We start from the raw sequence: 25,447 nt of genomic DNA, 5'->3' as shown, positions 1-25,447 counted from the left end.
ACATGAACTCAGGGCCGCGGCGAAGACATCGAGCGGCTCCGTTCTGACCCGAAACCAGTCTGACATCCGGAGACGTACCATGATCAAGCATCTCGCTTCCGTCGCCCTCCTGCAGCTTGGCCTGATGGCCCCTGCCCTCGCCATGCCGGATCGTCATCCGGCCCGCAGCACCGTCGAGCAGGTGGACCTGGACGGGACCGGTTCCCTGCAATCCCGTCATGAGCCGCAGGCGTCCCGGACCACCGACAGCTCGGCCAAGGGCGGCAACGCCGACGAGACGAACCACGCGGTGCCGAATTTCGGCACGACGTCGGGCGGTCCCGCCGACTGAGCTTTCATCGCCTCGCGGCAACGCGGTCATTTCCGGGGAGAGCGGCCATGAACCTTCTGATCAGACCCTGTCTCGCAGCCATCCTCGCGCTGGCATCGACCGTGCCCTTCGCGCAATCCCACACGCCTCCGGCGGGGCTCGACGCCGCCGGAGCGCGGGACCGGATCGACGCCCCGGGGAAGGCGGCGGTGCCGGTGACCGTCGAGGCCGATCGCCAGCAGGTCGGCCGTAAGACGGATCTGCAGGCGAAATGAGATCCGAGGTTAGGTGAGATCCGAGGTTAGGTGAGATTCAGGGCGGAGGACCGAATGGCCGGCAAGTGGTCCATTCGGTCCTCCGCTCCGTTTTCCTGACGGCGGCCATGCATCCGGCGTCCAGAGTGGGAAACGTTCTGTCCGAACGCGCTGAAGCCGGCCCAAATCCAGCCAAAGCCTGTCGGCCATAGCCCTCCCCCGCCGGTCTCGGGCTTGGCGTTTCGCCTCTGTGCCTTCAGGGCTCCGGGTGCAGGAAACCGTGGACCGCCTGGACCACCACCGATCCCTCGCCCACCCCGGATGCGACGCGCTTCACCGAGCCCGCGCGAACGTCGCCGACGGCGTAAAGACCCGGGACCGTTGTGGCATAGGGAGACGCGGCCGGCATCCCGTCGCTCCGCAGGCCGGTCGGAACGAATCCCTTTGGATCGAGACCGAGGCAGTCCGAGAGCCATCCGGTATTCGGCAAGGCACCGATCATGACGAAGACGTTGCCGATGGCCTTCGTTTCACTGATCCCGCTCGACCGGTCGGTCCATGTCACCGATGTCAGGGTGTCTTCACCGAGAAGCGCGGTGATCTCGGTCTGCGTATGCAGGGTGATGCGCGGCGACGACGCGATCCGCTGCACGAGATAATCGGACATCGTCGCGGCGAGACCGGTGGCCCGCACGAGAAGGTGGACATGCGCCACCGTGCGGGACAGGAACATTGCGGCCTGACCGGCCGAATTACCGCCACCCACGACGATCACCGCTTCGCCGGTGCAGAGTTGCGCTTCCATGGCTGTGGCGGCGTAATGGATGCCCTGCCCTTCGAAATGCGCGTAGCGCGGCAGATCCAGGCGGCGGTAGCGGGCGCCGGTGGCGGCGATGACGGCGCGCGCCGGGACGGCGGTGCCATCTTCGAGGATCACCCGGAAGGATGACCCGCCGCAATCGAGCCCCGTCGCCATGCGGGAGATCGCGAGACGCGCCCCGAACTTCTGGGCCTGGACTTGCGCGCGGCCGGCGAGCGCCTGACCGGAGATCCCGGTCGGAAAGCCGAGATAGTTCTCGATCTTCGAGGAGGTGCCGGCCTGGCCGCGGGGTGCCAGCCCTTCGATGACGATGGTGTCGAGCCCCTCCGAGGCGGCATAGACCGCGGCGGCGAGGCCCGCCGGTCCGGCGCCGATCACCGCGACATCGTAGATGCGGCCGGGGTCGATCGCTTCCGTCAGCCCCAGCGCGTCCGCCAGTGCCGCGTTCGTAGGATTGCGCATCACCGCAGCGCCCGGAGCGATCACCACCGGCAGGTCCGCCTCGGTCAGGCCGAATCCGTCCAGGGCATGGCGGGAGGCCGGGTCGCCCGCTGTGTCGAGGATGCGGTGCGGGTAGGCGTTCCGGACGAGGAAGCGCTCCAGGCGAAGGGTCTCACGCTGGTGACCGGGACCGATCAGCACGACGCCTCCCCGCCCATGGCGGATCAGGCCGACCCGGCGCAGGATGAAGGCCCGCATGATGATCTCGCCGATATCCGGCTCGGCGGTGACCAAGCGGCGAAAGGCGGCGCGATCGATCCGCACCACGCGCGTCTCCACCACGGTGCGCCCCGAGACCAAGATCTCCCGGTCGTTGAACAGGTCGAGTTCGCCCGTGAACTGCCCCTCGGTGTGCACCACGAAGACCCGGTCGACCCCGTCATGGTCGGTCTCGAACATCTCGATCCGGCCGGCGAGGACGAGGAAGAAATCCACCCGCCGCTGCCCTCTGGTGAAGATGAGGCTACCCTCCGGCAGAATCTCCTCCGTGCCGTAGCCGGCCACCCGGCGCTCCATTTCATCGCTGAGGCGGGGAAAGGTCTGCGCCGTGCGCTCGTCGCCGTCGGTGTCCGCCGCGAGGGTGGTGTCGGTCATCTCGGATCACTCCGTGCCGTCGAATCCGGAGGGGCCATTCCTGCCCCGGATAGTGTCTCGTCCTGTCGTCACTGCCGTAGCTGCAGGACGGCATGCCACCTGGCTTGTCCGATCGCGCGACGTTTTGGATGGGCCGGTGCCAATTCCCGGCGACCGCCCGCTCGCCGACGATCGGGAATGGTGCCTGGCCGAACGACCGGGATCAGCATGAGGCCTCATTGATTCGCGTCCGGCGATCCAGGGTGAGCGCGGTTGGAGAGGTGTTCTCGAGGTGAACGCGGATCGTTCAAAACACGGACCATACGTGCAAGACGAGCGGCGAGACTTATGGCGACTTGGATGCCGGACGGATGCGCAGCCGTCCGGCGGCACGCGGCATCAGGCACGGGCATGCGCCCGGCCACGCTCCGTATGAGCGCCGCGCGGTGACCCCTTAGTAAACGACAGTATAGTTCACAGGCATCCGGTCACGCTTCATGGTTCGCTCGAACGGCCGAGGCTTCATCCGCCGTCCAGGCCACCGGGAATGGGGAGATGACGATGCTTCAGGCCGTTCATGCGCAGAGCCCGGCGGGACGGGCGGAGGCAGGTATGAGCGCCGAGACGGCCTGTGCCGCCATGTCCCGTCTCCTCGCCGTGGCTGGGCACGACCTGAAGCAGCCGCTCCAGGTCGCCGTCATGGCCATCGAGCGCGCGCTGCAGCGCAGCTCCGACCCGGAGGTCGCCGCTCGCCTCGGCATAGCAACGGGCGCGCTTCACCGGCTGGGACACGAGCTCGACGACCTCGCGCGCTCATCGCAACTCCGCAACGGGCCGGTGATTCAACGCGAAGCCGTATGCCTGCGCCACATGTTCGAGGAACTGCAGGCGGAGTGGGGCGGTCATGCTCGTGCCTGCGGGATCACGCTTCGCTTCCGGCCATCGGCGAGGATGGTCGACACCGATCCGACGATGCTCATGGCGATCCTGCGCAACCTCATCGGCAATGCGATCAAATATTCCCGCTGCGACGGGACCGTTCTGATCGGATGCCGCAGGCGTGGGCAGCATCTGGCGATCGCGGTGTACGACCAGGGCGAGGGGATCCCGTCGTCCCGGTGCGGAACGATCTTCGACGCCTTCGACCGTGGCGGGCGCGAGCATACCCAGCTGGGTCTCGGCCTCGGCCTGGCGATCGTGCGCCAGACGGCACTGGCCTTGGATCACAGGATCACGGTTCGGTCCGTGGAGGGTACGGGATCGCTATTCTCCGTGACGGTGCCGTTAGCCGGGCGACCGGACGACAGGGTGCGTCGGGGCGCCGTCGATGCCGCGGAGGGGCGATGGACGCGCCTGTCGTAGCGGCCCCCTCGCCTTTCCGCCCCGCCGCCCCGCCGGAGGGCCGGCGACCGGGCGGAATCCTGGGCATCGTCGCCCTCGGCCTCGCCCTGGTCATCTTCCTCGTCGACGCGTTCACGCCGCTCGAAGGCGCGGTGGCCGTGCTTTACGTGGTCGTCGTGCTCATCGCCGCGCGAGCATTCCAGCGGAACGGGGTGATCCTGACGGCGTCCGGGTGTCTCATCCTGACGACAGTCGCCTATTTCCTGTCGCACCGCCTGTTCGACAGCGACTCGGCGCTGCTGCGTGCCCTCGTCAGCCTCGCGGCCATCGCGATCAGCACGCTCCTGGTGCTTCGCAATCAATCCGCGGCCCGCATCCTCGCGGAGCAGGCCGAACTGCTCGAACTCACCCACGATCCGATCTTCGTGCGTACGCCCACCGACACGGTGACGTTCTGGAATCGCGCCGCGGAAGACCTCTATGGCTGGCGCCGGGACGAGGTTCGGGGGCGCAACGTGCACGTCCTCCTGCGTACGGCCTTTCCGGATGGGGAGGCGGCGATCCGGGACGCGCTGATGCGGAACGGGCGATGGGAGGGTGAACTCGTCCAGACGGTGCGGTCGGGCGCCAGGGTCGTCGTCGAGAGCCGCTGGTCGCTCCAGCGCAATGCGGATGGTCAGCCGCTCGCTGTCCTGGAAACCAATACCGACATCACGGAGCGCAAGCGCGCCCACGCCGCCCTGGCGGAAAGCGAGCGGCGCTACCGTACCATCTTCGACACGGCCCGCGTGGCGATCCTGCAGCAGGATTGGCGCCAGGTGAAGGCGGTCCTCGATGCGGTCCCGCGCGATTCGGGGATGTCCCTCGGCACCTACCTCGACGATCATCCGGAGGTCGTCCGCGACCTGCGCCGCAGCGTCACCATCGTCGACGCCAATGCCGAATTGCGGCGCTTGATCGGAGCCGATACGGGCGCCGCAGCGCCGCAATCCCTCGACGCCTTCCTGTTCGAGGACGAGCCGACCTTCGTCGAGTCGTTGCTGGCGCTGGCGCGGGGCGAGACCTTCTTCGAGGGGGAGACTGTGATCCGCTCGCTTTCGGGGGAGCGGGTGCCGATTCTCTTCGGCATCACCTTTCCGTCCCATGCGGATGGGTTCGAGTGCGTGCTGGTCTTCGCCCTCGACATCGCCGAGCGCAAGCAGGCGCAGGAAGCGCTGTTGGCGCTTCAGTCCGAGCTCGCCCATACGGCGCGCGTGACGACGCTGGGCGAACTCACCGCCTCCATCGCCCATGAGGTCAATCAGCCCCTCGCGGCCATCGTGACCAATGGCGAGGCGGCGTTGCGCTGGCTGAAGCGGAGCCCGCCGGATCTCGGCGAAGTCTCGGCCGCGGTGACGCGGGTCGTGGCGAGCGGCACCCGCGCCGGCGAGATCGTCTCGCGGATCCGCACTTTCCTCGCCAAGGCGCCGCCCCCGCGCGACTGGCTCGATCTGCGCGAGATGATCGGGGAAGCCGTACTTCTCGTCGAACGCGAGATGGTACGCCATGACGTGCGATTGGTGCGTGACGTGGCGGCCGACGTGACGCCGGTCCATGGCGACCGGGTTCAGCTGCAGCAGGTACTCATCAACCTGATGGTGAATGCCATCCAGGCCATGGCGACGGTCATCGGGCGGCCCCGTCTCCTGATCATCCGCGTCGCCCCGGACGGGACCGAGCATGTCCGCGTCACCGTCGCCGATAGCGGCGGGGGAATCGCGGCGGAGGCCGTCGAACGGATCTTCCAGCCGTTCTTCACCACCAAGGCGGACGGGATGGGCATGGGACTGGCGATCTGCCGCTCGATCGTCGAAGCGCATGGCGGTCGCCTCTGGATCAGTGGCCATGACGATAGCGACGATGGTCCGGGCGCCGCCTTCCACTTCACCATACCGATGACGGCCGAGAGGGGATCATGATCCGAGGTAATGCGGCAGGGCCGGCACGCGCATCGATTGCGAGGCAGACCGTGTTCGTCGTCGATGACGACCCGGATATCCGGGATGCCCTATCGGGTCTTCTCCGCTCCATCGATCTTACCTGCGCTGCCTTCGCGTCGGTGGCGGAGTTCCTCGCCGCGCCGCGTCCCCTGGGCGCCGGATGCCTCGTGGTCGATGTCCGCCTGCCGGGCGTGAGCGGCCTCGAGTTCCAGACTCAGCTCGGCGCCCTGGGGATCGACCTGCCGATGATCCTGATGACCGGGCACGGCGATATTCCGATGACGGTCAAAGCCATGAAGGCCGGAGCGGTCGATTTCCTCGCCAAGCCGTTCCGAGAACAGGATCTTCTCGACGCGATCGGCACGGCGTTGGCGCGCGACGCGGTCCAGCGCAGCGCGCATGCGGCCCTCGACGATCTCAGGGCCGATTACGAGACCCTCACTGCGCGGGAGCGGGAGGTGATGGCACAGGTCACCGCTGGCCTGATGAACAAGCAGGTCGCTGGCAATCTCGGCCTCAGCGAGATCACAGTGAAGATCCACCGGGGCCACGTCATGCGCAAGATGAAGGCGCGCTCCCTGGCCGATCTGGTTCGGAGTGCCGAGTCCCTCGGGATCTCCCATGCCGGCGGTGCGCCGACGCGGTGACCGATCTGCCGGCCTTTGCCGAAAGGTGGGGCCCGGCAAACCTCCGTATGATTCCAACCCACGGCGCGAGGGGCCATATCTCGGCCTGGGCCAACCCTCCCCGATCACGGGGACCGGGCGGTGAACCCTTAGGTCAGTGGAATGCCAACTCCGCCTGTGATCGCGATCGTCGACGACGACGAGGACGTGCGCGTGGCGACCGGAAGCCTCGTGCGCTCCCTCGGCTACACCGCCCGCATCTACGCCTCGGCCTGCGACTTCCTGGCGACCTGCTCGGCGGACGCGCCCGACTGCATCATCACCGACGTGCAGATGCCCGGCATGACCGGTGTTGAGATGCAGAAGGGTCTGCGCGCTCTGGGATCGCGGGTGCCAGTGATCTTCGTGACGGCGTTCCCGACCGAAGCCCTGCGCGAAACCCTCCTGGCGGCGGGCGCCAGTGACTTCTTGGGCAAGCCCTGCGACGGCGCCACGATCATCCGCTCGCTGGAACTGGCACTGACGGGGCGGTCGGCGAGGGACGCGACGGCGTGACCGCCGTCGCGAAAACCCGGATCAGCCCTTCACGAAGGCGAGGAGGTCGGGGTTGATGACGTCGTGGTGGGTGGTGAGCATTCCGTGCGGAAAGCCAGGATAGGTCTTGAGCGTGCCATTGGTCAGGAGTTCGACCGATTTCAGCGCAGAATCGGCGATCGGGACGATCTGGTCGTCGTCCCCATGCAGGACCAGCGTCGGCACGGTGATGGCTTTCAGATCGTCCGTCTGGTCGGTCTCTGAGAACGCCGCGATGCCGTCGTAATGGGCCTTCGTGCTGCCCATCATGCCCTGGCGCCACCAATTCTGGATCACGCCCTGTTGAACCGTCGCGCCGTCGCGGTTGAACCCGTAGAAGGGCCCGCTCGCCACGTCGAGGAAGAACTGCGCGCGGTTCGCGGCGGTGGCTGCACGGAAGTTGTCGAACACCTCGATCGGCAGGCCTTCGGGATTGGCTTCCGTCTTGACCATCAGCGGCGGCACCGCGGAGACCAGCACGGCTTTCGCCACGCGGCCGGCTGGCTCTCCGTGCTTCGCCACGTAGCGGGCGACCTCGCCGCCGCCGGTGGAATGGCCGATATGCACGGCGTCGCGCAGGTCCAGCGCTTCCGTCACCGCGAAGGCGTCGGCGGCGTAGTGATCCATGTCATGGCCGGTATCGACCTGGGCCGAGCGGCCATGACCGCGTCGGTCATGCGCCACGACGCGGTAGCCGTGCTGTAGGAAGAACAGGATCTGCGCGTCCCAATCGTCCGAGGAGAGCGGCCAGCCATGGTGAAACATGATCGGCTGGGCGCTCTTGGAACCCCAATCCTTGTAGAAGATCTCGACGCCGTCCTTGGTCGTGACGAAGGGCATGGAAGGCTATCCTGTTCGGGAGGGAGATGGTCCGAGCTATGGAAGCAAGGCGCCGAGTCGGCTTGACGATTCGCGTCACCGCTTGGACGAATGCGCCATTGCCGATGCCTTCGGTCGGACGGCCCTACTCGGCGAGCAGGCTTTCCAGGAAGAACACCCGCCGCGCCGTCTCATCGAGATTGCAGCTCGAGGCGGCGATCAGGTCCATGGTTCCGCCTCCTCCGAAGATCATCGTCAGCTTGCAGGAGGCGGTCCTGTAGGCCAGCCAACCCCGCTGAGAATCGCGGAGCGCGGTCTTCTCCTCGTCCGTCGATTTGCGCATGAGCGTCTGGTAGGCGGCGTTCAGCTTCTTGTCCTGCAGCGACAGTTCAGCGGACGCACAATCCAGCATCTCGGCTGTGACGCCACCGGATTTGTCCATGCATTTATCGTAGTCCGGGGAATATGTCTGCGTATTCATGCCGGCGGCGTAGGACGGCTCGACGACGATGCTGCCGAGCAGGCTGACCATCACGGCGACGGGAAAGGCGAATGTGCGATTCATCGGGACCTTCGGTTCTCCAGACAAGAACAGCCATGATCTGACGGGTATGAAGCCGGCTCTGAGAGGCCGTCGGAGCCGGACGGCATGGTGCCCGGTTCTAAGCAATGATCCCGCTCCGCAAGGCGCTGCCGGTCGTCCCCCGTCAGCGCATCAGCCACGACACCAGCCAGATGCCGCCTGCAAGGACGGCCCCGAAGATCAGTGTCTGGACGAGGATGTAGACCAGCAGGATTCGTCGCGGAAAATGCGCGCGCGTGGCGGCATTCAGCATCTGCCGCACGCGTGCGACATAGAGGATCGCGCCGAGGGCGACGATCGCCCCGATGAGAAGCTGCGTCATCGCCTCACTGCACCGCTCGGCAGGTCATCGGCGGCGGTGCTGCGGCAGCGCTCGCGCGGACCACCGGATTCCGAGACGGGACACATCACAGCTGAGGCATGGGAGCCGGACGGGGCCGGGGCGCGGGCGCCATTTCCCGCGGGGCGGGCGGAGACGTCGGGGCTTCGATCCGAGCGGGCGGCGGGGCTTCGACGCGGGCTGGAGGCGCGGAAGCGGTAGCGCCCGGTGCATCGGCCGCCTTCGCAGGGGGAGATTCCGGGGCCTGCCGGGTAGCGGGCGTCGCCTCTCGGACCGTGTCGCGCAGGAAGTCGCCGGTGCTGGCGGCCCGCGCCGCCGGTGCCGTCGCGGTGGTTCCGGCGGCCTGGCCCGCGCCGTTGCCGCGCGGGGCCGGCGCCTGCGAGACTGCAGGAGCCTGGCGGCGTTCGCCCTCCGGCACCGTGATCCGGAAGGTGTAGGGCACCGTCGTCCCGTCGCCGAAGGTCACGGCGACGGACAGGGTATCGAGACCGGAAAAATCGGGCCGTGCGGTGTAGAAGATCGACATCGAATCCTTCTTCACGTCCTCGCAGCCATCCACCTGCGGAATTGTGGCGCCTCGCTCGTCGATCTTGCTGCCGAGTACTCTCAGCTCCCGCCGGGTTTCGACGCGCCCGCCGCGCGGCGGTGAGACGAGGCTGATCAAGGCCGCCTTGGAACGGCACCCTTGCTGGGGAAAATAATGGGTGAAGCCCTGGAGGAAGATCCGCTGGCCCGGGCGGGCGGTCTTGTTCTCCGTCTCCGCGAGCGCCGGCAGCACGAGGCCATGCCCGAGGAGGCCGGCGAGCGCCAAGGATCGAAGGGCCAAGGATCGAAGGGCCAAGGATCGCAGGGCCAAGGATCGGAGGGCCAAGGATCGGAGGGCCAAGGATCGGAGGGCCGAGCATCGCAGCGGCGCGGTGGACCGGAGGGCCGCGTTCGGGAGGCGGTGTGTCATGGGCTTCTCCTCGGCTTCGGGATGGAACGGGCGAGTCGTGGCGGGCGCTCAGCCGGGGCTGGACCGCTCCAGGACCGGCTTGCCGCCATCCGTGCGGAAGCGGACGGTGTAGGTGCTGTTGGACGTCTGGGCGCTGCACGTGATCACCACGGGACCGCCCATGGGGTTGGGCATCTCGCAGACGCCCTTGGCCTTCACGAGGAGGCTCTGGCCGCGCTCCTCGTACATCACTTCGTCGATGGGCTGACGCAGGGTGCCGCTCTCGACCCATCCCTTCGCCGATGCGAGGAAGCTGACCTCCCGGTCGTCGGAGGTTCCGAACACGAACTCGGCACGCGCCGACCCGGTGGTGGAGGAATTCCTGGCGGTGGGGGCGCAGGACGCGGTGATGTCCTCGCCATCGATCACCAGCGATTCGCAGCGGCCCTTGAAGGTCAACTTCAGGACCATCCCCGGCGGTGTCTCCCCCGTCTCCGCCCCCGTCCCCGCATTGTCCCGGGGCACGGGCGGCGAGGCCGGGCGCGCGGTCTCGGTCGGCGGGGCGCGGCCCGGATCGGTACCGGCGGCGGGCCGGTCCGACGGGCCGCGAGACTGTCCGGCCTGCCAGACACAGAGACGCGCGCCCACACCCTCCCAGCACGGCCCCTTGGCCGCCAGGGTGCCGAGGGGAGCCGTCGCCTGCGGTGCGCCGGGGCGCTCGTTCCACGAGGCGGTGGCCTTCTGCAGGTCCCGTGGATCGCGGGTGAGCCGCGCGATGAAGTCCAGCCCTCCCCTGGCATAGGAGCGGACCTCGAATCCGCCCGCCCCGTCCTGTCCGGCATCCGCCCGGAACTGGCAGGGGCCGTCGATCCGGGCCGCGCCCCCGACCTCGATGAGACAATCGGCGGTGCGGGGCGCGCCGATCCCGGGCGCCGGCGCGACGCCGCCCCCGGCGAAACCGGGACGGCCCTCGCCGATCTTCCAGGCGCAGGTCCGGGTGCGTGGCCCGGTCCAGCAGGCCCCGCCGGAGGTGACGGCCTCGGAGGGACCCTCGTCGGGCTTGCCGCCGGGCGTCTCGTTCCATGTCGCCGTGCCGCTTCCGGGGCTCGTCACCGCCACGACCACCCCGTAGCGGAGGTAGCCGTTCTCGTAAGTGGCGAGACGGAACCCGCCCGTCCTGTAGCTGCGCGCGTCGGTCAGGAACTCGCAGACGCCGTTGATGGCGATCCTGCCATCGGCCTCGACGTAGCAATCGGCCTTGCGGACCTTGATCTGCGCCTCGGCGGCGCCGGGCAGGACGAGGCCGAGCCCGACGATCCCCGCCAGGAGGGCGAGGCAGCACCGGGCCAGCCGCGCCGGGTACGCCAGGGAACTCGAACCGCGATCAGCCGCCACGGGCATCTCCTAAGGGTTGCCGAGGAGGCGGCGCGCCGCCTGGATGGTCCGGTCGTTGCGCTGATCGACGATACGGCCGTGATAAAGATTCCGGTCGACCAGTCGCTGCTGCAGCGCCGCCCAGAAGCCGGCGCCCCACTGGTCCTCGCTGAGATTCTGAATGATGTCCGTGGACTTCAATTCGAGGGCGCGGATCGTCATGTCCGCCGCCTTTCCGGGGGCGCGGGGGAGATTGGCGCCTCCGATATCGTAGAGGAAGGCCGCCGCCGCGGCCGCGGGCGCGAAGGACCGCTCCGCCACGAGGCGGTCGAGATAGCGGCTCGCCAGGGCGGCGTCGGGCATGGTGATCCGCTGCTTGTTGGTGTTGGCCGGCGACAGGAGGAGCGCGTAGAGATACTGCGCCACCGACACACCGTTCTCCGCCAGGGCGCGAAGCTTCCCCTCGGCGGCGGCGTCGGTGGTCGCGCTCTTGAAGAGCGCCATCATCTCGTCGGTGCTCGGCGCCGGCGCCGTGGGGCGTGCCTGGGGCGGCGGCTGGCCCGGATCGGTGGGCCGAGCCTGCGGAGCGGCGGCGGTGCCGGACAGGGCACGGATGGCCGCCTGGGTCTGGGGCGTCGCCGCCCCGCCGGCCGGTCCGGAATAAAAGCCGCGCCGGGTGAGATTGCGCTGGATCGCGGCCACGAGATCGGAGGGCTGGCGGCCGAGATCGTCGGTGAAGGTGCCGATGGCCAGCGGCAGCCTGGCCGCCACCGTGTCCATGTAGATGTCGGCGGCCTTCTGAGGGTCTTTCGGCACGCCGCTCTCCGCGTCGGCGTAGCAGCCGGCGATCCAGAAGAGTGTCGACCACGAGCCCAGATAGTTGTTCCGGATCGCGACCGGGTTCGCCTGAAAGGCGAGCCCGTAGCGACAGCCGCGCTTGAGATCGTACTGGCCGCGCCCGCGGTTGAGCAGGAGATCGGTCATGCCCCGCTGGGCGCCCGGATAACCGAGATCGGCGGGCTTCTGATAATAGTTCAGGGCGGTGGCGGCATCGGGCTTGACGGGGTTCTTGACGTAGATCCCGGCCCATTCGGGATTGTGGAGGGCACCCATGAACGAGCGGGCGGAGATGTCGCCGGCATCCGCCGCGGCCTTCAGTTTCTCGAAGGCGGCCTTGTCGCCATCCTTGCCGGCCTTGTCGAGGAGGTCGAGATAGATCTTCTCGCTGTCCTTGCTGTCGGCGGGTTTGCCCCAATCCGCCGTGGGTTTCAGCAAGAGCAGCGCGAGGCCGGCCACGAGGGCGATGGCGGCCTGGGGCAGGACGAGCCAGGCGGAACGGTAGCGCGCATCCGCGTACCAGAGCGCCGCATGCGCGCCGAGCCGGTCGGTCCCGCTCACGACTTCGCCTTCATGTAGGCGCGCAGGGCCGTGATGACGGCGGGGTTGCGCTTGTTCTCGACGGGGAGCGTGTAGAAGCCGCGCGCCGTCAGCTCGGCCTGGAGGGCGCCCCAGAACGGGCCGCTCCAACTGCCCGCTTCCTCGAACAGCAGCCAGAAGGTGACCTGATCGTCCTTGAGGTCGACGCCGCGCAGGGCGAGGGCGGCCGCCTTCTTCGGATCCTTGGCGACGTTGCCCCAGCCTTGATCGTAGATCGAGGCGGCCTCCCCCGCCGCCATGACGTTGCCGGCGGCGGCGGCCCGCTCGTAATACGCGACGGCGACCTGCGCATCCGGCGCGAAGACCTGCCCCTTGTTCCGCACCGGGTTGAACAGGCGCGCATAGGCGATCTGCGCGTCCGCGTCGCCGGAATCGGCCCAGCTCTTGAGCTGAGCCATCTTGCCCCGGTCTCCCGCCATGGCGGCGCCCGCCAGGGCCGTGACTTCCGGGTCCGGCCCGCTCGGCGCCACCTTGCGCGGCTCGGGCCGCGGGGCCGCGACGGTGTTCTTGATCCCGGCCTCCACCTGGAGGGCCGTGACGATGGCGGGATTGGCGCGCCCGTCCACGAGGCCGATATAGCGCCCGGACTTGGCGAGATGGCGCTGGATCCCCGCCACCAGGGCCGGGCTCTGCATGCCGAGATTGTTGACGAAGGCGTCGATGGTCGGCTGGTGCTTGCGCCACAGCACGGCGGTCACCAGCTCGCCCGCCCTGACGGGATCCTGCGGCAGGCCGCTCTCGGGCTCGACATAGCATTTGGCGAGCTTGACGGTGACGCGCTCCTCGCCGGAGATCGTGCGGTTGAGCGTCTCCGGGTCGTCCATCCAGGTCTGGGCGAGGCGGCAGCCCCGCTTGAGATCGCCGTTGGGGTTGGCCGGATCGAGGAGCACGTCGGCCAGGCGCGTGATCGCCAGGAGGTCGCCCGCCGCGGCGCCGGGAGCATAGAGGGCGGCGGCCCGGGAGAAGTCGTTGGGCGACGGCTTCTTCGGGAAATAGGCGGCGGTCAGCGGGTCGTAGAGCGTGCCGAGCTTGGTCGCGGCGTCGATCTGGTTGCGCGTGGCCGCGGCGGTGAGTTCCTGGAACGCCTTAAGGTCGCCCTCCTTGCCGGCCCGGTCGCGCAAGGTCGTCAGCTCGGCCACCCGCGCCTTCGAGGCGGTGGCCGGCTGGCCCCATTCCCCCTGCGCGGCCAGGGACAGGCACAGCCCCGCCAGCCCCAGTGTCACCACCTGCGGCAAGCCGAACCAGGCCAGGCGGTAGCGGGCATCGCCGTACCATAGGGCCGCGTGCGCGCGCAGCCACTCGTCTCGCGCGTTGCTCATGGTCTCGATGGGCTCCGGGCCGTCCCGTTCGCCTGGGCGAAGCGTCGGATCGCGGCGATGACCGCGTCGTTGCGGCGGTTCTCGACCGGGTTGGTGTAGATGCCGCGCGCCGCCAGCGCCCGCTGGAGCGCTCCCCAGAAGGCGGGGCTCCAGGTCGCGCCGAAGACCGGGTCCGTCAGAAAGACCTGGTAGCCCGGATCGAGCTCGAGCTGGCGAAGGATGAGGGAGGCCGCCCGGTCCGGGTCCTTCTCCAGGGCGCCCGCGCCCTTGTCGTAGAGACCCGCCGCCTGGGCGGCGGCGTCGCGGGCGCCGGCCGCTGCGGCCCGCTCGAAATTGGCGGCGGACCGCCGGGCGTCCGGCGCGAAGACCTCGCCCTTGTTGAGGAACGGGCTGTAGAGGTAGCCGAGGGTCGCCAGCGCGGTGGCATCCCCCCGGTCGGCGATGGCCTGGACCCGCGCCAGGGCGGCGAGATCCCGGGTCGCCGCCTGGGCGAGGCTGCGGAACTCCTCCGCCGTCAGGCCGGTGCCGGTCTCGGCGCGGCGCTCCGGGGCGGGCTCCGGCAGGAACGGGCGCAGGCCCGCCTCCCGTTCCAGCGCCGCGATCGTCTCGGGGTGGACGAGCCCGTCCACCGGACCGGTGTAGCGGCCGACGGTCCGCGCCGCCATCGCCTCCTGCAGCGCGCGGATCAGCGCGGGCTTGTGCAGGCCGAGGCCGCGCACATAGGTGCGGATCGACGGTTCGTATTTCAGCCGGAGGGTGTCGACGATGAGGTCGCCGGCCCGCCGCGGATCCTGGGGAATGCCGCTCTCGGCATCGACGAGGCAGCGGGCGAGCTTCTCGGCCAGGCGCTCCTCCCCGCGGAGCATGTCCCGCGTCGTCGCCGGATGGTCGAGCCAGGCCTTGGCCAGGCGGCATCCCCGTGTCCGGTCGTCGCCCGGGTTGAAATCCTCGAGCAGCAGGTCGGCAAGGCGCGCCATGGCGGCGGGATCCCCGGCATCGCTGCCGGCCCGGTAAAGCTCGGTTGCGCGCCCACGATCGCTCGGCACGGTCTTGCGCGGGAATCGTCCGGCGACGAGGGGATCGTAGAGGGTCGCCAGCCGGGTCTGAGCGTCGATCTCCCCCGCCTTGGCTCCGGCCGCGAGCTGGTTCAGCGCGGCGGCGTCGCCCTCCCCGCCCGCGCGGTCGCGCAGGATTTCGAGTTCGGCGGCGCGCTGCCGGGACCCGGTGGCGGGCCGACCCCATTCGCCCTGCGCCACGAGGGCGAAGAGCAGGTTGGCGAGCAGAACGGTGCCGGCCTGCGGCAGGGCGAGCCAGGCCAGGCGGTACCAGGGATCCTCGTACCACAGGCTGCCATGGACGGCGGCGCGCGCGGTCATCGTGCCGGATCTCATGCGGTCACGACGCCGTGGCGGAGGGCGCCGTGCCCCCGATGGCGCGCTCGACGTCGACGAGTTCGAACTGGCCGTGATCGCCGAGCGGATCGGCCGAGAGCCGCAGGGCCTGGGCCTCGCGCAGGCGCTCGAGGAGCGTGCGCATCTCGCGCGCGTTCGCCCAGTCGCGGCCTTGCGCGCGCCGCTCGATCCACGGGAGCAGCACGGTCTCGAACCGGGCCGGCAGCCGGAACGATTGCCGGGTCGCCATCAGGCGCAGGATTTCGAGGAGATCGTAGGGATCGTAGGCCGGGAACTCGATCGTCTTGGTGAAGCGGCCGGCAAGCCCCGGATTGGTGTCGATGAACCGGCTCATGTCCTCGGTGTATCCGGCCACGATGACGATGATCCGGTCGCGGTTGTCCTCCATGAACTTCAGCAGGGTGTCGATCGCCTCCTTGCCGAAATCGCTGCCGCCACCACCGCCGCCTGCGGCCAGCGTGTAGGCCTCGTCGATGAACAGGATGCCGTCCAGGGCCTCCTTGCAGCGCTCCAGGGTCCGCGCCGCGGTCTGCCCGACATAGCCCGCCACTAGCCCGGCGCGGTCGACCTCCACCACATGGCCCTTCCGCAGGACGCCCAAAGCCTTGAAGATGTCGCCCATGATGCGCGCCACCTCGGTCTTGCCGACGCCGGGAGGACCGGTGAACACCATGTGCTGGCTCACCGCGCCGACCTCGATGCCCTCCGCGCGCCGCTTGGCATCCACCAGGACCCGCGCCACCACGGTCTTCACCTGCTGCTTGACCGGGGCGAGCCCGATCATCGCCTCGAGGCGGCCGATGACCCTGCGCGCCTCCTCCATGTCGACCGCGCCGGCGCCCTGGCTGCCGAGGGCGGCGGCGATGTCCGAGGGCTCGAACCGGTTGATGTCGCCGCCGGGATGGGCGGAGAGCCGCATCGCCTGGGCCTGTCGGGCCTTCTCCAGCACCGTGCGCATCTCGCGGGCATTGGCCCAATCCTCGGCGCGGGAGCGGGCGCTCACATAGGGGATCAGCTCCTTCTGGAAGCCCTCCGGCAGGACGAAGCCCTGGTTGGCCGCCATGCGCTGCAGGATCTCGGCGAGTTCCGGCGGGCTGTAGGGCGGGAACTCGATCGTCTTGGTGAAACGGCTGGCGAGACCCGGATTGGTGTCGATGAACCGACGCATGTCGTTGGTGTAGCCGGCCACGATCACGATGATCCGGTCGCGGTTGTCCTCCATGAACTTCAGCAGGGTGTCGATCGCTTCCTTGCCGAAATCGCCGCCGCCGGCCCCGCCGGGTGCCAGCGCGTAGGCTTCGTCGATGAACAGGATGCCGTCGAGGGCCTCCTTGCAGCGCTCCAGGGTCTTGATCGCGGTCTGGCCGGCATAGCCCGCCACCAGCCCGGCCCGGTCGACCTCGACGAGATGTCCCTTGCGCAGCACCTTCAGCGCCTTGAAGACGCTGCCGAGCACCCGCGCCACCTCGGTCTTGCCGACGCCGGGAGGGCCGGTGAAGACCATGTGCTGGCTCATGGCCGCCACGGGCAGGTTCTGGGCGCGGCGCTGCTGCTCCACCTGCATCCGGGCGATGACGCCCTTCACCTCCGCCTTCACCGGCGCGAGGCCGACCATGCCGTCCAGGGTCGCCAGCGCCGTGGCGAGGAGGTCCTTCTTCTCCACCGCCGCGCCGTCATCCTCGAACTGGATCGGACGGATCTTCCGGTTCGCCCTCTCCTGATCCATCGCGCGCCGCATGCCGGCGATCCGGGCCGGAATGTAGGTGGCGGCGAGCAGGCCGCCGACGATTCCCCCCAGGATCAGGACGTTGCGCAGCAGGGCCGAGGGTGTCGCCGCCAGGGGGGCGAGCACGTCCGGCCGTAGGGCGACCACCAGGGCGGTCGCGCCGAGCACGATGGCCAGGAAGAGGGCGGCGGGATGCTTGTCGAGGCGTTCCATGGATGTGACGTGCCTTGATGCGGGTCGGGCGCGGTGCGTGTCGTGGTCCGGAAGGGGCGCTGGCCCTCAGGCGTCCTCGCCGATCGCGAAGAGCAGGTCGACGATCTCCAGGCGGCGCATGTCGCCGCCCTCCAGGGCGACGCGGGCGGCCTGCGCTTCGCGGGCCTTCTCCAGGAGGGTGCGCATCTCGCGGGCGTTCGACCAGTCGTCGGAGCGGGAACGCTGGGCGAGCCATGGAGTCAGCGCCGCCTCGAACCCCTCGGGCAGCGTGAATTGCTGGCGGGCGGCCATGCGCCGGAGGATCTCGCACAGCTCCTTCGGCTTGTAGGGCGGGAACTCGATGGTCTTGGTGAAGCGCCCGGCGAGCCCCGGATTGGTGTCGATGAACCGGCGCATGTCGTTGGTGTAGCCGGCCACGATCACGATGATCCGGTCGCGGTTGTCCTCCATGAACTTCAGCAGGGTGTCGATCGCCTCCTTGCCGAAATCGCCGCCGCCGGACCCGCCCGCGAGGGTGTAGGCCTCGTCGATGAAGAGCACCCCGTCGAGGGCCTCCTGGCACTTCTCCAGGGTCTTGGCGGCGGTCTGCCCGACATAGCCCGCCACCAGCCCGGCGCGGTCGACCTCCACGAGATGGCCTCGACGCAGGACGTTCAGGGCGCGGAAGATCTCGCCGATCGCCCGCGCCACCTCGGTCTTGCCGACGCCGGGCGGGCCGGTAAAGATCATGTGCTGGCTGATCGCCGAGACCGGTAGGCCTTCCGCGCGGCGGCGCTGCTCCAGTTCGAGCCGGGCGATGAGGGCGTTGACCTCGCGCTTGACCGGCGCGAGGCCGACCATCCCCTCGAGCGTGGCGATGACCTCGTCGGGTGAACGTGCCTCGACGATGCGGCGCGGGGCGAAGAGCAGGCGCGGCAGGCTCAAGCCCCCGGCCGGTTGCCCCAGGCCCGCCTCGGCCCGCCGCGCGGCCGTAGCCGTCACCACGAGGCCGAGGGCGGCGAAGAGGGCGGCGGCCGACCAGATGGCGGCCTGCCAGCGCAACTCGCTTCCGGCGGCGTTCCACCATGCCACCGGCCCGTACTCCGTGCTCATCAGCAAAGGCGTCAGGATCGCGACGAGAAGTCCCGAGATGACGAACGGGATGATGGCGGATTTCGACATCGGTCAGCCTCCGCAGGGCTTGCTGGTGTTCCAGATGACGGGGATCCGCTGGACGCCGCCCGTCGTGTCGATCTTCAGGCCCGGCGTCAGCTCGAAGAAGACGTCCTTGGCCGCGCCCTCGACGACGATCTCTCCCCTGCCGACCTCGTAAGGGGCGGGGAACGGGACCGCGATGTTGATCGGCCCCTCGGCGACGTTGAAGGCCGGCGAGAGGTAGTTGCCCGCCCGGATACGCACGACGCCGCCGGCATTCGCCGTCATCTTCGACAGGCGCATGTTGCCGAGCGGCGCGGTGCAGGCCTTGGCCTGCGTGACGAGCTTCTCCTTCTCCTCCGGCACCAGGGTCTCGGCGGCCTTGTCGATCTCGCTCGTCTTGACGAGGTTCAGGGCCGGGCGTTCGGCCGTCCCCGCCATCTCTCCGCCACCCATGAGCAGGAAGGCCGCGATAGCGCCCGCCGCCACGATGCCACCCGCCAAGGCGATGATGCTCGGTGAAACGGCCGGCTTTGCCTGAACCGGTCCCGCAGGAGCCGCTTTGAGATCGGCGCTCCTGTCCTGAGCTTGCGTTTGATGCTCAGTATTCGACATCTTTACAGCTCCATATTCTGGCTAAAATAATTGAAACTCCTAGTATAAGTTGATATTTTTATTAATAAATATTATCCCGTACGTTAAATATTAAAATTATTCTAAAAAATCCTGGCAATTTCTCGTTTCTTAATCGGTCAAGCTTCTATGCACCTGTTAAAAATCGGTCTACTAGTACACATGACCTATGGCGTCCGCCTTGACCTTTCCTGTCTCTGTCCAGGCAGTAAGCCACCAGCTCGGTCCCATGCGGGATGAATCCGATGCCCTGGTCGGGAGTGGAGTGATCGGGACGTTGAAAGAGACGATCATCGTCGCCGATGACCATCCGCTGTTCCGCGCGGGGATGATCCACATCGCCGAACGGCTCTACCCGGAAGCCCTCGTTCGAGAAGCCGCCTCGATGGAGCAGGTTCTGGCACTGTCGCGCGCCGGACCGCCACCGCAGACCTTTCTCCTCGACCCGGATTTTCCCGGGATCGATCCCCATCGCTCCATCGGTGCGCTGCGCGAGGAATTCCGGAAGGCCTCGATCATCGTCGTCTCCAGAATCGAGGACGAAGCCGTGATCCGCGCCGTCTTGGCCGAGGGCGCCGACGGGTTCATCGGGAAATCCCTGCCCGCGAAGGAGATCTCGCAGGCGATCGCGGCGCTGCGCGATGGCGAGAGCGTGATGAGGCGAAGCACCGCCTCGGGCCTCACCACCCCGCGCCTCACCCTTCCGCCGCTCACGCAGCGCCAGCGTGACGTCCTGCGCCTCGTCGCCATGGGGCACACGAACAAGGAGATCGCCCGGGAACTGGACATCTCCCCGTTCACGGTCCGGATCCACGTCTCGGCGCTTCTGCGGGCCCTCGACGTCACCTCCCGCTCCGCCGCTGCTGCGAAGGCGGCCAATGCCGGTGTGTTCGAATGATCCGGATTGCCGGGGCGGGTGCTCGGGCATTGCCCTCTGGGGCCGATCTCTCACTGTCCGGCATGCCGGATGCCGGCGAGGCTTCACCGTCCATGTGTTCCATCCCGTATCGGCCCCGTGGGGGCCATCCCCGGTCTGGCCCCGTGAAGAGATCCAGTGATCGTCATGGGTGTTCGAGGCGCGTGAGCGTGTGGGCGATGCTGGTCCTGGCCGGTTCGGTTGTCGGCGGGCTCTCGCCCGCCTCGGCCGATCCGGACGTCGTTCAGCCGCCGAAGGAGACCGTTCTGGCGGCGATCTGCGGGATTCCAGCGCGCGCCGAGACCGGAACCTGCCGGATGAAGGACGGGCGCCCGGCGGAGTTCTGGTACGGGACAACGATCTCCACCTCGACCGGAACTTGGTTCACAGGCTTTGCGACGATGGCGGCGCCAGGGGAAATTGCAGAGATGCCCAACCGGCGGACCATCGCCGCCGCAACCTTCGCCCTGGAGGAAATGCACTGGCGCCTCAAGGGCGTGCAGGCCGATATCGGGCAGATCGGGACCGGCAACCGCAACGGGGACGCTCCCCAAGTGGATGAGGCACTCGGAGCCGTGATGAGGCCGGTGAACCGGATTCGTCTGGTGATGGGCCTGCGCCTGACATCCTTTGGAGCGGCGGGCGCGCACAGCCTCAGCTTCCTCCTGCTGCATTTCAGCAAGGTGCCGCTTCGCTGGAGGGTGGCCGGTGAGGTCCCCGCCGGGTCCGACGACACCGCCGCCTGCGATTCCGATGACGGGCAACCCTGCGGGATGGGCAAGAGCCTGGGTCAGCTCGAGATCCTAGCGGAGGATTCGTTCAAGCCCCTCGCATGGCCTCCCATCCGGGTGACCCTCACCGGCACGGTCCGTGGCGAGGATGGAAAGGTGCGCCCTGCGACGGGCCGGGATGCCCGGACCTACGCGTTCGACGAAGTCAGGGGCACTTATCGCTGAGGCGGGCCGCCATCCCCAACCCGGCCGGGTCATGGGGCCTCCATCGGGGGTGGGTAGGCGCAGAGGAATTCCGCTACCTCACCTGGATCGGGCAGTGCGTCGAGGACGCCGCTTCGTGTCACCGCGAGGGCGCCGCAGGCGGCTGCCATCCGTCCGCACTCACTCCAGGATCTGCCCGTCAGGAGGCCCGCCGCCAGGCCTGCGATGAAGGCGTCGCCGGCACCGATCGTGTCGATCGCCGTCACCGGGAAGGCCGGCTGGTCCAGGACGGTCGAGCCGCCGAGGACGATCCGCGCGCCGGCCGCGCCGAAGGTGATCACCAGTGCCTCCACGCCGCGTGCATGCAGCGCCTCCGCGAGCTTCCCGGCCACGGCGCGCAGGTCGTTGCCGCCGGCCCGCCCAGGGTACAGGAATCCGAGGAGAGCCTCCGCCTCGGTCTGGTTCACCACGAGGATCGTGGTGGATGCCAGAATCTCCGACAAGATCTCCGGCTGCGTCATCCGGAACGGCGACAGATTGAGCAGGGTCGGGACGCCGGCCACGCGCGCCGTCACGAAGGCTTCGGCGATGGCGTCGTCGCCGATCTCGAACTGCGCGATCACCATCGCGGAGGAGATGAGGCTCGCCGCCGCCGAGCGCACGGTCTCCCGCGACAGGAGCAGGTTGGCGCCGGGATGGACTGCGAGGCAATTCTCGCCATCGGCCCCGACGAAACCGACGCCGATGCCGGTGGAGCCTGGATGGTGCCGTATCATGGCGGCGGGCAGGCCCATCCGCCGAAGCGCGGGATCCGCCAGCGCCGCGAGATGGTCCGTACCCACCGGGATCAGCCCATCGACCTCCACGCCGAGCCTGCGCAGGCCGGCGGCGACATTGAACCCCTTGCCTCCTGGCTCCCAGGCGACGGCGGAGGCCAGGAGGGATTCGCCGGGATGGGGAAGCCGGTCGACCCGGAACGTGCCGGCCGCGACGAAACTCCCGAGCACGAAGGCGCTTCCCATGTAGCGAGCCCGCCGCAAGATCCTGTAAGGAAGGGACAGTGACACGCTGCCCGCACGCTCTTCGCACGATGCCGCCGCATTGACCAAAACACCAAGCGTTTTCGCGAACCTCCGCATCCAGAACGACACGGCTCTTCCGATGTATCGGCAGCTGGAGCACCAGTTCCGGGCCATGATTACGGACGGTGTTCTTGGTCCCGGAGCCACGCTGCCAGCCGAACGGAAGCTTGCGCAGGATCTCGGCATCAGCAGGAAGACCGTCCAGCAATGCTACGACGCTCTGCGCCAGCAGCGCCTGGTGAGCGCGCATGGCCGCAACGGCTACATCGTGGAAGACGGCTTCCGGCGCATCAAGCCCGGGATGGAGCGCCTCAAGGGCTTCACCGAGGAGATGCACGAGTTGGGTCGCGTCCCCTCCTCCCGCATTCTCGAACGGACGATCGGCGAGGACCGCTCCATCGCCTCGATCTTCGGTCTCTCGTCCACCGCCCGGTTCCTCCGACTCGTGCGTGTGCGCATGGGGGACGGCATTCCACTCTCCGTGGAGAAGGCCTGGTACGATCTCGGTCTCGCGCCCGGCCTCGCCGAGGTCGACCTGTCGGGGTCCATCTATGCTCGCCTCGCCGAGTGCGGCGTTCCCCTGGTCGATTGCGAGCAAACCATCGAGGCCGCCTCCCCCGAGGCGCAGGAATGCGCGATCTTCGGCTTTTCCGAGCCGCTTCCCTGCCTGCTGATCAAGCGCCGCTCCTACGGCACCGATTCCCGCTTGATCGAGTATGTCGAAGGGCTCTTCCGCGGCGATGCCTACGCCTACCGGCTGCGCCTGCGCACATAAGGACGATGGCCACGGCCGGACCGACGGGCATCTCCCGTTTTGGTACCAGTCAAGGGTACCATTCTCTTTACAAATTATGTGAATACTGTGGAATTGCTGATTTTGGACCCATTTTGGTAGCGGCCATTACTTTTGCGTGATAGCCGTGGAGGCAATCGGAGCAGCCGATTCGAGGCCGACGTCCCCAAGGCATGGGCGTGATCGTCTTCATCGCTATGTGCCGCTTGGAAATGCTGAGTGGCCGAACAGGTCATTTTCCGAGAGATACAGGTTTCGGAAGATTAGAAACGACGAGTGAATGTTTGGTGGCCGCCTTGTCGGAAGGATTTCGATGAAATCCAGTTCTTGTCGCGATGGCTCGGAGTCTCGGTATGGCTAACCATTACTGCCTCGATCCCCTCGACCCTTCTGGGGAGGCGGAAGTGTTCGTTGTTTTCGAAGGCAAGTATCCGAATGTGCGTCTGCTCTCGGTCATCAGCCGGGATCACGATGACATCCTCTCGGATCTGGTGGAGGAGCAGCGGCGCGATCTGATCCGCGAAATCGGAGCCTTCTACCGTCCTCCCCTGACTGCGGGGGCAGCGGCGCCGTAGCGCCACGAGTTCGCCCCGGCATCAGGGCCCGTCCTGCGTCTTACCGCCTGAATGGGAAAAGATGGCTGCAGGCGATTGCAGTGGACGCGTTTCGATATACGCTCGCCCGATAGCTGGCTGCCCGGAACGACTGAGCCTGATCTCGTCTCCCGGACCTTGCGGGGAAGCGGATACCGAATGCACGTCATCGACCGTATCGTAGGCAGCAGGCTCGATCCAGAGATCGCGCACCGCCTGCATCATCTCGATCACCGCCATGCCGTCGACATCCTGGCGATCGACAGCGCCGACATGGCCCGGCGGCGGTTACGGGCGACGACGAGGGGCGGTGAGGAGATCGCCATCGCCCTGCCCCGCGAGGAAACCCTGTTCGACGGTGCCGTTCTGATCCTGGATGCGGACCGGGCCGTGGTGGTGCGGGTCGGGGCGGAACGCTGGCTTCGGCTCGCGCCCAGGGACAGGATCGCCGCCCTCGAACTTGGCTACCACGCCGGCAACCTGCATTGGCGCGTCCGGTTCGATGGTGACGATCTTCTCGTCGCGCTCGAAGGTCCTCCGGAAGATTATCTGGCGCGCCTCGGCGATCTCGTCTCTGGCGGACGCGTGACGCATGGACTCGACGCTCGGAACGAGGCCGCCTGATGCTGCAGCGGCTCATTGCCCTGCAGCAGGCGGATTCGGCCTTTCCAAGCGGCAGCTTCGCTTTCTCGAATGGGATCGAGGGGCTTGCGGCGCTACTCGACGGCCTCGGCGGGGCCGAACTGGGCCATGCGGTCGAGGCCGTTCTACGTCACCGCTGGGCCGGCAGCGACCGGGTCGCCTTGGTTCTGGCGCATCGGGCGGCGGGGGATCTCGCGCGGCTCGCCCAGATCGATGCCGCCATGGAGGCGGCCTGCCTGCCCGAGCCGATGCGCACGGGCAGCCGCCGCAACGGTGGTGCGCTGCTCGCCGCCCATACCCGCATCGGGACGGCGGGGGCCGACGGGTTGCAACGCGCCGTGCGCGACGGCCGCCTTCTCGGGCATCTGGCGGTGATGCAGGGCGCGCTGTGGCGATCCCTCGGTCTGGACGAAACGGCGATCACCGAGATCGCCGGCTACCAATGTGCCACTGCCCTCGTCACCGCGTCCGTCAGGCTCGGGCTGGTCGGCGCCATCGAGGCTCAGCGCATCCTGACCGCCCTGATGCCGGTTCTGGCGGAGATTGCGGCCCAACCTATGCAGGGGGCGGCCCGGGACGACAAGGAAAGCCCGGACATCATGCTCGTTGCCTTCACACCGCTGATCGAGATCGCCACCATGCGCCATGCGCGGGCCGATCTGCGCTTGTTCGCGAATTGAGGTGCGGTTCCGTAAGGCGGGCCCCGATTGTCACCTTCGAGCCCGCAGCGCCCCGATCGATCTGTGGTTTGCCGGCCCGCGGTTTTTTGATTCACGTCTTGCCGCATGGCGGCTCGGAAGACCCGCCTCCTTCTGCCGCGTCATGCGTTGAGGATTGCCCATGCTGCTGACACCGACCGAACTCGAACGGCTGACCATCTTCACGGCGGCGGAACTGGCACGGAAGCGTCGCGCGCGCGGCCTCAAGCTCAATTATCCGGAGGCCGTCGCCATCATCACCGACGAGATCCTCGAAGGCGCCCGCGACGGGCGCAGCGTCGCCGATCTGATCGGGTGGGGCTCGACCATCCTGACCACCGGGGACGTCATGCCCGGCATCGCCGCCATGCTGCCGATCCTGCAGGTCGAGGGCGTGTTCCCCGACGGGACCAAGCTCGTCACCGTGCACGAGCCGATCCGGCCCGCCGAAGGGGCGCCGGCCGATACGCTGGAGCCCGGCGCCATCCTGCCCGCCAAGGGGGAGATCGAGCTGTCCGCAGGGCGTCCCCGCACGACTATCGAGGTGGTCAATACCGGCGACCGTCCGGTGCAGATCGGGTCGCATTACCACTTCTTCGAGGTCAACCGCGCCCTCGACTTCGATCGTGAAGCGGCGCTCGGCCTGCGCCTCGATATCCCGGCCGGCACTGCGGTGCGGTTCGAGCCGGGCCAGCGCAAGACCGTGACCCTGGTGGGGTTCGGCGGCGAACGCCGGCTCACCGGGCTGAACGACCTGACCCAGGGGACGATCGATACGCCGGCGGACCGCGCCGCCGCCCTGGCGCGGGCCAAAGCCGGCGGCTTCAAGGGTGCCTAGAAGTCCGGGCGTGTCAGACCGGACGACGATGAGGAGACCTCATCGTCGT

General features: G+C 68.1%; 26 protein-coding genes. 13 read left to right on the top strand and 13 right to left on the bottom strand.

Going from position 1 to position 25,447, the window contains the following annotated elements:
- The first annotated feature begins 79 nt into the window (after window positions 1–79).
- On the top strand, window positions 80–331 hold the full coding sequence (locus ACYQR9_RS14685) for a hypothetical protein (RefSeq protein WP_461226918.1): 252 nt from the start codon (window positions 80–82) through the stop codon (window positions 329–331).
- A gap of 47 nt (window positions 332–378) precedes the next feature.
- Window positions 379–585, top strand: a complete 207-nt coding sequence (locus ACYQR9_RS14680; protein WP_207413725.1) for a hypothetical protein — start codon at window positions 379–381, stop codon at window positions 583–585.
- A 235-nt stretch (window positions 586–820) separates the two neighbouring features.
- On the opposite strand, the gene ACYQR9_RS14675 is transcribed toward ACYQR9_RS14680, so the two are convergent.
- Complete coding sequence (locus tag ACYQR9_RS14675) at window positions 821–2,479, bottom strand: FAD-dependent oxidoreductase (protein ID WP_461226916.1); 1,659 nt, start codon at window positions 2,477–2,479, stop codon at window positions 821–823.
- A gap of 540 nt (window positions 2,480–3,019) precedes the next feature.
- Here ACYQR9_RS14675 and ACYQR9_RS14670 point away from each other — a divergent pair.
- The 4 genes from ACYQR9_RS14670 to ACYQR9_RS14655 all read left to right on the top strand — a co-directional run bounded on the left by ACYQR9_RS14670 (window position 3,020) and on the right by ACYQR9_RS14655 (window position 6,959).
- Window positions 3,020–3,820 (top strand): sensor histidine kinase, encoded by an 801-nt coding sequence (locus ACYQR9_RS14670; protein WP_461226914.1) that lies wholly within the window; start codon window positions 3,020–3,022, stop codon window positions 3,818–3,820.
- Window positions 3,802–5,757, top strand: coding sequence for a PAS domain-containing sensor histidine kinase (locus ACYQR9_RS14665; protein ID WP_461226912.1), 1,956 nt, complete (start codon window positions 3,802–3,804; stop codon window positions 5,755–5,757). The genes ACYQR9_RS14670 and ACYQR9_RS14665 overlap by 19 nt, the downstream gene beginning before the upstream one ends.
- Window positions 5,754–6,425, top strand: a complete 672-nt coding sequence (locus ACYQR9_RS14660; RefSeq protein WP_207413733.1) for a response regulator transcription factor — start codon at window positions 5,754–5,756, stop codon at window positions 6,423–6,425. Before ACYQR9_RS14665 ends, ACYQR9_RS14660 begins: the two co-directional genes overlap by 4 nt.
- 141 nt (window positions 6,426–6,566) lie before the next feature.
- A complete protein-coding gene (locus tag ACYQR9_RS14655) occupies window positions 6,567–6,959 on the top strand; it encodes a response regulator transcription factor (RefSeq protein WP_461226910.1) in 393 nt (130 codons plus the stop codon).
- Window positions 6,960–6,980: 21 nt separating this feature from the next.
- Here the strand turns inward: ACYQR9_RS14655 and ACYQR9_RS14650 are convergent, their stop codons facing one another.
- From ACYQR9_RS14650 to ACYQR9_RS14600, 11 genes are all read right to left on the bottom strand, one after another.
- Window positions 6,981–7,817: an alpha/beta fold hydrolase gene (locus tag ACYQR9_RS14650; RefSeq protein WP_461226908.1), complete on the bottom strand. Its 837-nt coding sequence runs from the start codon at window positions 7,815–7,817 to the stop codon at window positions 6,981–6,983.
- Window positions 7,818–7,941: 124 nt separating this feature from the next.
- Window positions 7,942–8,361, bottom strand: a complete 420-nt coding sequence (locus ACYQR9_RS14645; RefSeq protein WP_207413736.1) for a lysozyme inhibitor LprI family protein — start codon at window positions 8,359–8,361, stop codon at window positions 7,942–7,944.
- Between the two features lie 142 nt (window positions 8,362–8,503).
- The gene (locus ACYQR9_RS14640) at window positions 8,504–8,701 is read right to left on the bottom strand and encodes a hypothetical protein (protein ID WP_056426402.1); all 198 of its coding nucleotides are present in this window, start codon (window positions 8,699–8,701) and stop codon (window positions 8,504–8,506) included.
- Between the two features lie 85 nt (window positions 8,702–8,786).
- Entirely contained in the window at window positions 8,787–9,545 is a 759-nt protein-coding gene (locus ACYQR9_RS14635) for a hypothetical protein (RefSeq protein WP_461226906.1), read from the bottom strand.
- Between the two features lie 177 nt (window positions 9,546–9,722).
- Window positions 9,723–11,054 carry a hypothetical protein gene (locus ACYQR9_RS14630; RefSeq protein WP_461226904.1) on the bottom strand — a complete coding sequence of 444 codons (1,332 nt, stop codon included), beginning with the start codon at window positions 11,052–11,054 and terminating at the stop codon, window positions 9,723–9,725.
- 3 nt (window positions 11,055–11,057) lie between these two features.
- Window positions 11,058–12,425 (bottom strand): peptidoglycan-binding protein, encoded by a 1,368-nt coding sequence (locus ACYQR9_RS14625; RefSeq protein ID WP_461226902.1) that lies wholly within the window; start codon window positions 12,423–12,425, stop codon window positions 11,058–11,060.
- Window positions 12,422–13,783 (bottom strand): hypothetical protein, encoded by a 1,362-nt coding sequence (locus tag ACYQR9_RS14620; protein ID WP_461226900.1) that lies wholly within the window; start codon window positions 13,781–13,783, stop codon window positions 12,422–12,424. The genes ACYQR9_RS14625 and ACYQR9_RS14620 overlap by 4 nt, the downstream gene beginning before the upstream one ends.
- Complete coding sequence (locus ACYQR9_RS14615) at window positions 13,780–15,159, bottom strand: SEL1-like repeat protein (RefSeq protein WP_461226898.1); 1,380 nt, start codon at window positions 15,157–15,159, stop codon at window positions 13,780–13,782. The genes ACYQR9_RS14620 and ACYQR9_RS14615 overlap by 4 nt, the downstream gene beginning before the upstream one ends.
- Window positions 15,160–15,178: 19 nt before the next feature.
- Window positions 15,179–17,134: an AAA family ATPase gene (locus ACYQR9_RS14610; RefSeq protein ID WP_461226896.1), complete on the bottom strand. Its 1,956-nt coding sequence runs from the start codon at window positions 17,132–17,134 to the stop codon at window positions 15,179–15,181.
- Between the two features lie 66 nt (window positions 17,135–17,200).
- On the bottom strand, window positions 17,201–18,295 hold the full coding sequence (locus ACYQR9_RS14605; RefSeq protein ID WP_461226894.1) for an AAA family ATPase: 1,095 nt from the start codon (window positions 18,293–18,295) through the stop codon (window positions 17,201–17,203).
- 3 nt (window positions 18,296–18,298) lie between these two features.
- Entirely contained in the window at window positions 18,299–18,883 is a 585-nt protein-coding gene (locus ACYQR9_RS14600) for a hypothetical protein (protein WP_056426427.1), read from the bottom strand.
- Between the two features lie 247 nt (window positions 18,884–19,130).
- Here ACYQR9_RS14600 and ACYQR9_RS14595 point away from each other — a divergent pair, with 247 nt between their 5' ends.
- Entirely contained in the window at window positions 19,131–19,799 is a 669-nt protein-coding gene (locus ACYQR9_RS14595; RefSeq protein ID WP_210348520.1) for a LuxR C-terminal-related transcriptional regulator, read from the top strand.
- Window positions 19,800–19,981: 182 nt separating this feature from the next.
- Complete coding sequence (locus ACYQR9_RS14590; RefSeq protein ID WP_461226892.1) at window positions 19,982–20,773, top strand: hypothetical protein; 792 nt, start codon at window positions 19,982–19,984, stop codon at window positions 20,771–20,773.
- 29 nt (window positions 20,774–20,802) lie between these two features.
- Here the strand turns inward: ACYQR9_RS14590 and ACYQR9_RS14585 are convergent, their stop codons facing one another.
- On the bottom strand, window positions 20,803–21,819 hold the full coding sequence (locus ACYQR9_RS14585; RefSeq protein WP_461226890.1) for a ribokinase: 1,017 nt from the start codon (window positions 21,817–21,819) through the stop codon (window positions 20,803–20,805).
- A 94-nt stretch (window positions 21,820–21,913) separates the two neighbouring features.
- On the opposite strand from ACYQR9_RS14585, the gene ACYQR9_RS14580 reads away from it, so the two are divergent.
- From ACYQR9_RS14580 to ACYQR9_RS14560, 5 genes are all read left to right on the top strand, one after another.
- Complete coding sequence (locus ACYQR9_RS14580) at window positions 21,914–22,609, top strand: GntR family transcriptional regulator (RefSeq protein ID WP_200919077.1); 696 nt, start codon at window positions 21,914–21,916, stop codon at window positions 22,607–22,609.
- Between the two features lie 371 nt (window positions 22,610–22,980).
- A complete protein-coding gene (locus ACYQR9_RS14575; protein ID WP_207412753.1) occupies window positions 22,981–23,202 on the top strand; it encodes a hypothetical protein in 222 nt (73 codons plus the stop codon).
- A 177-nt stretch (window positions 23,203–23,379) separates the two neighbouring features.
- Window positions 23,380–23,844 carry an urease accessory protein UreE gene (gene ureE / locus ACYQR9_RS14570; RefSeq protein ID WP_311275535.1) on the top strand — a complete coding sequence of 155 codons (465 nt, stop codon included), beginning with the start codon at window positions 23,380–23,382 and terminating at the stop codon, window positions 23,842–23,844.
- Window positions 23,844–24,542 carry an urease accessory protein UreF gene (locus tag ACYQR9_RS14565; protein WP_461226888.1) on the top strand — a complete coding sequence of 233 codons (699 nt, stop codon included), beginning with the start codon at window positions 23,844–23,846 and terminating at the stop codon, window positions 24,540–24,542. The genes ureE and ACYQR9_RS14565 overlap by 1 nt, the downstream gene beginning before the upstream one ends.
- Before the next feature lie 160 nt (window positions 24,543–24,702).
- Window positions 24,703–25,398, top strand: a complete 696-nt coding sequence (locus ACYQR9_RS14560; protein ID WP_461226886.1) for an urease subunit beta — start codon at window positions 24,703–24,705, stop codon at window positions 25,396–25,398.
- Window positions 25,399–25,447: the final 49 nt, after the last annotated feature.

It is taken from the genome of Methylobacterium sp. CM6241 (genome assembly GCF_054817845.1).
This window is presented reverse-complemented; position numbering and strand designations above follow the sequence as displayed.

Coding starts and splice junctions, on each gene's coding strand:
- ACYQR9_RS14580 (WP_200919077.1), top strand. CDS start 21,914: ATGTATCGGCAGCTGGAGCACCAGTTCCGGGCCATGATTACGGACGGT.
- ACYQR9_RS14620 (WP_461226900.1), bottom strand. CDS start 13,783: ATGAGCAACGCGCGAGACGAGTGGCTGCGCGCGCACGCGGCCCTATGG.
- ACYQR9_RS14560 (WP_461226886.1), top strand. CDS start 24,703: ATGCTGCTGACACCGACCGAACTCGAACGGCTGACCATCTTCACGGCG.
- ACYQR9_RS14670 (WP_461226914.1), top strand. CDS start 3,020: ATGCTTCAGGCCGTTCATGCGCAGAGCCCGGCGGGACGGGCGGAGGCA.
- ACYQR9_RS14595 (WP_210348520.1), top strand. CDS start 19,131: ATGCGGGATGAATCCGATGCCCTGGTCGGGAGTGGAGTGATCGGGACG.
- ACYQR9_RS14660 (WP_207413733.1), top strand. CDS start 5,754: ATGATCCGAGGTAATGCGGCAGGGCCGGCACGCGCATCGATTGCGAGG.
- ACYQR9_RS14665 (WP_461226912.1), top strand. CDS start 3,802: ATGGACGCGCCTGTCGTAGCGGCCCCCTCGCCTTTCCGCCCCGCCGCC.
- ACYQR9_RS14610 (WP_461226896.1), bottom strand. CDS start 17,134: ATGGAACGCCTCGACAAGCATCCCGCCGCCCTCTTCCTGGCCATCGTG.
- ureE (WP_311275535.1), top strand. CDS start 23,380: ATGCACGTCATCGACCGTATCGTAGGCAGCAGGCTCGATCCAGAGATC.
- ACYQR9_RS14650 (WP_461226908.1), bottom strand. CDS start 7,817: ATGCCCTTCGTCACGACCAAGGACGGCGTCGAGATCTTCTACAAGGAT.
- ACYQR9_RS14575 (WP_207412753.1), top strand. CDS start 22,981: ATGGCTAACCATTACTGCCTCGATCCCCTCGACCCTTCTGGGGAGGCG.
- ACYQR9_RS14600 (WP_056426427.1), bottom strand. CDS start 18,883: ATGTCGAATACTGAGCATCAAACGCAAGCTCAGGACAGGAGCGCCGAT.
- ACYQR9_RS14605 (WP_461226894.1), bottom strand. CDS start 18,295: ATGTCGAAATCCGCCATCATCCCGTTCGTCATCTCGGGACTTCTCGTC.
- ACYQR9_RS14565 (WP_461226888.1), top strand. CDS start 23,844: ATGCTGCAGCGGCTCATTGCCCTGCAGCAGGCGGATTCGGCCTTTCCA.
- ACYQR9_RS14645 (WP_207413736.1), bottom strand. CDS start 8,361: ATGAATCGCACATTCGCCTTTCCCGTCGCCGTGATGGTCAGCCTGCTC.
- ACYQR9_RS14640 (WP_056426402.1), bottom strand. CDS start 8,701: ATGACGCAGCTTCTCATCGGGGCGATCGTCGCCCTCGGCGCGATCCTC.
- ACYQR9_RS14680 (WP_207413725.1), top strand. CDS start 379: ATGAACCTTCTGATCAGACCCTGTCTCGCAGCCATCCTCGCGCTGGCA.
- ACYQR9_RS14615 (WP_461226898.1), bottom strand. CDS start 15,159: ATGACCGCGCGCGCCGCCGTCCATGGCAGCCTGTGGTACGAGGATCCC.
- ACYQR9_RS14675 (WP_461226916.1), bottom strand. CDS start 2,479: ATGACCGACACCACCCTCGCGGCGGACACCGACGGCGACGAGCGCACG.
- ACYQR9_RS14685 (WP_461226918.1), top strand. CDS start 80: ATGATCAAGCATCTCGCTTCCGTCGCCCTCCTGCAGCTTGGCCTGATG.
- ACYQR9_RS14655 (WP_461226910.1), top strand. CDS start 6,567: ATGCCAACTCCGCCTGTGATCGCGATCGTCGACGACGACGAGGACGTG.
- ACYQR9_RS14630 (WP_461226904.1), bottom strand. CDS start 11,054: ATGCCCGTGGCGGCTGATCGCGGTTCGAGTTCCCTGGCGTACCCGGCG.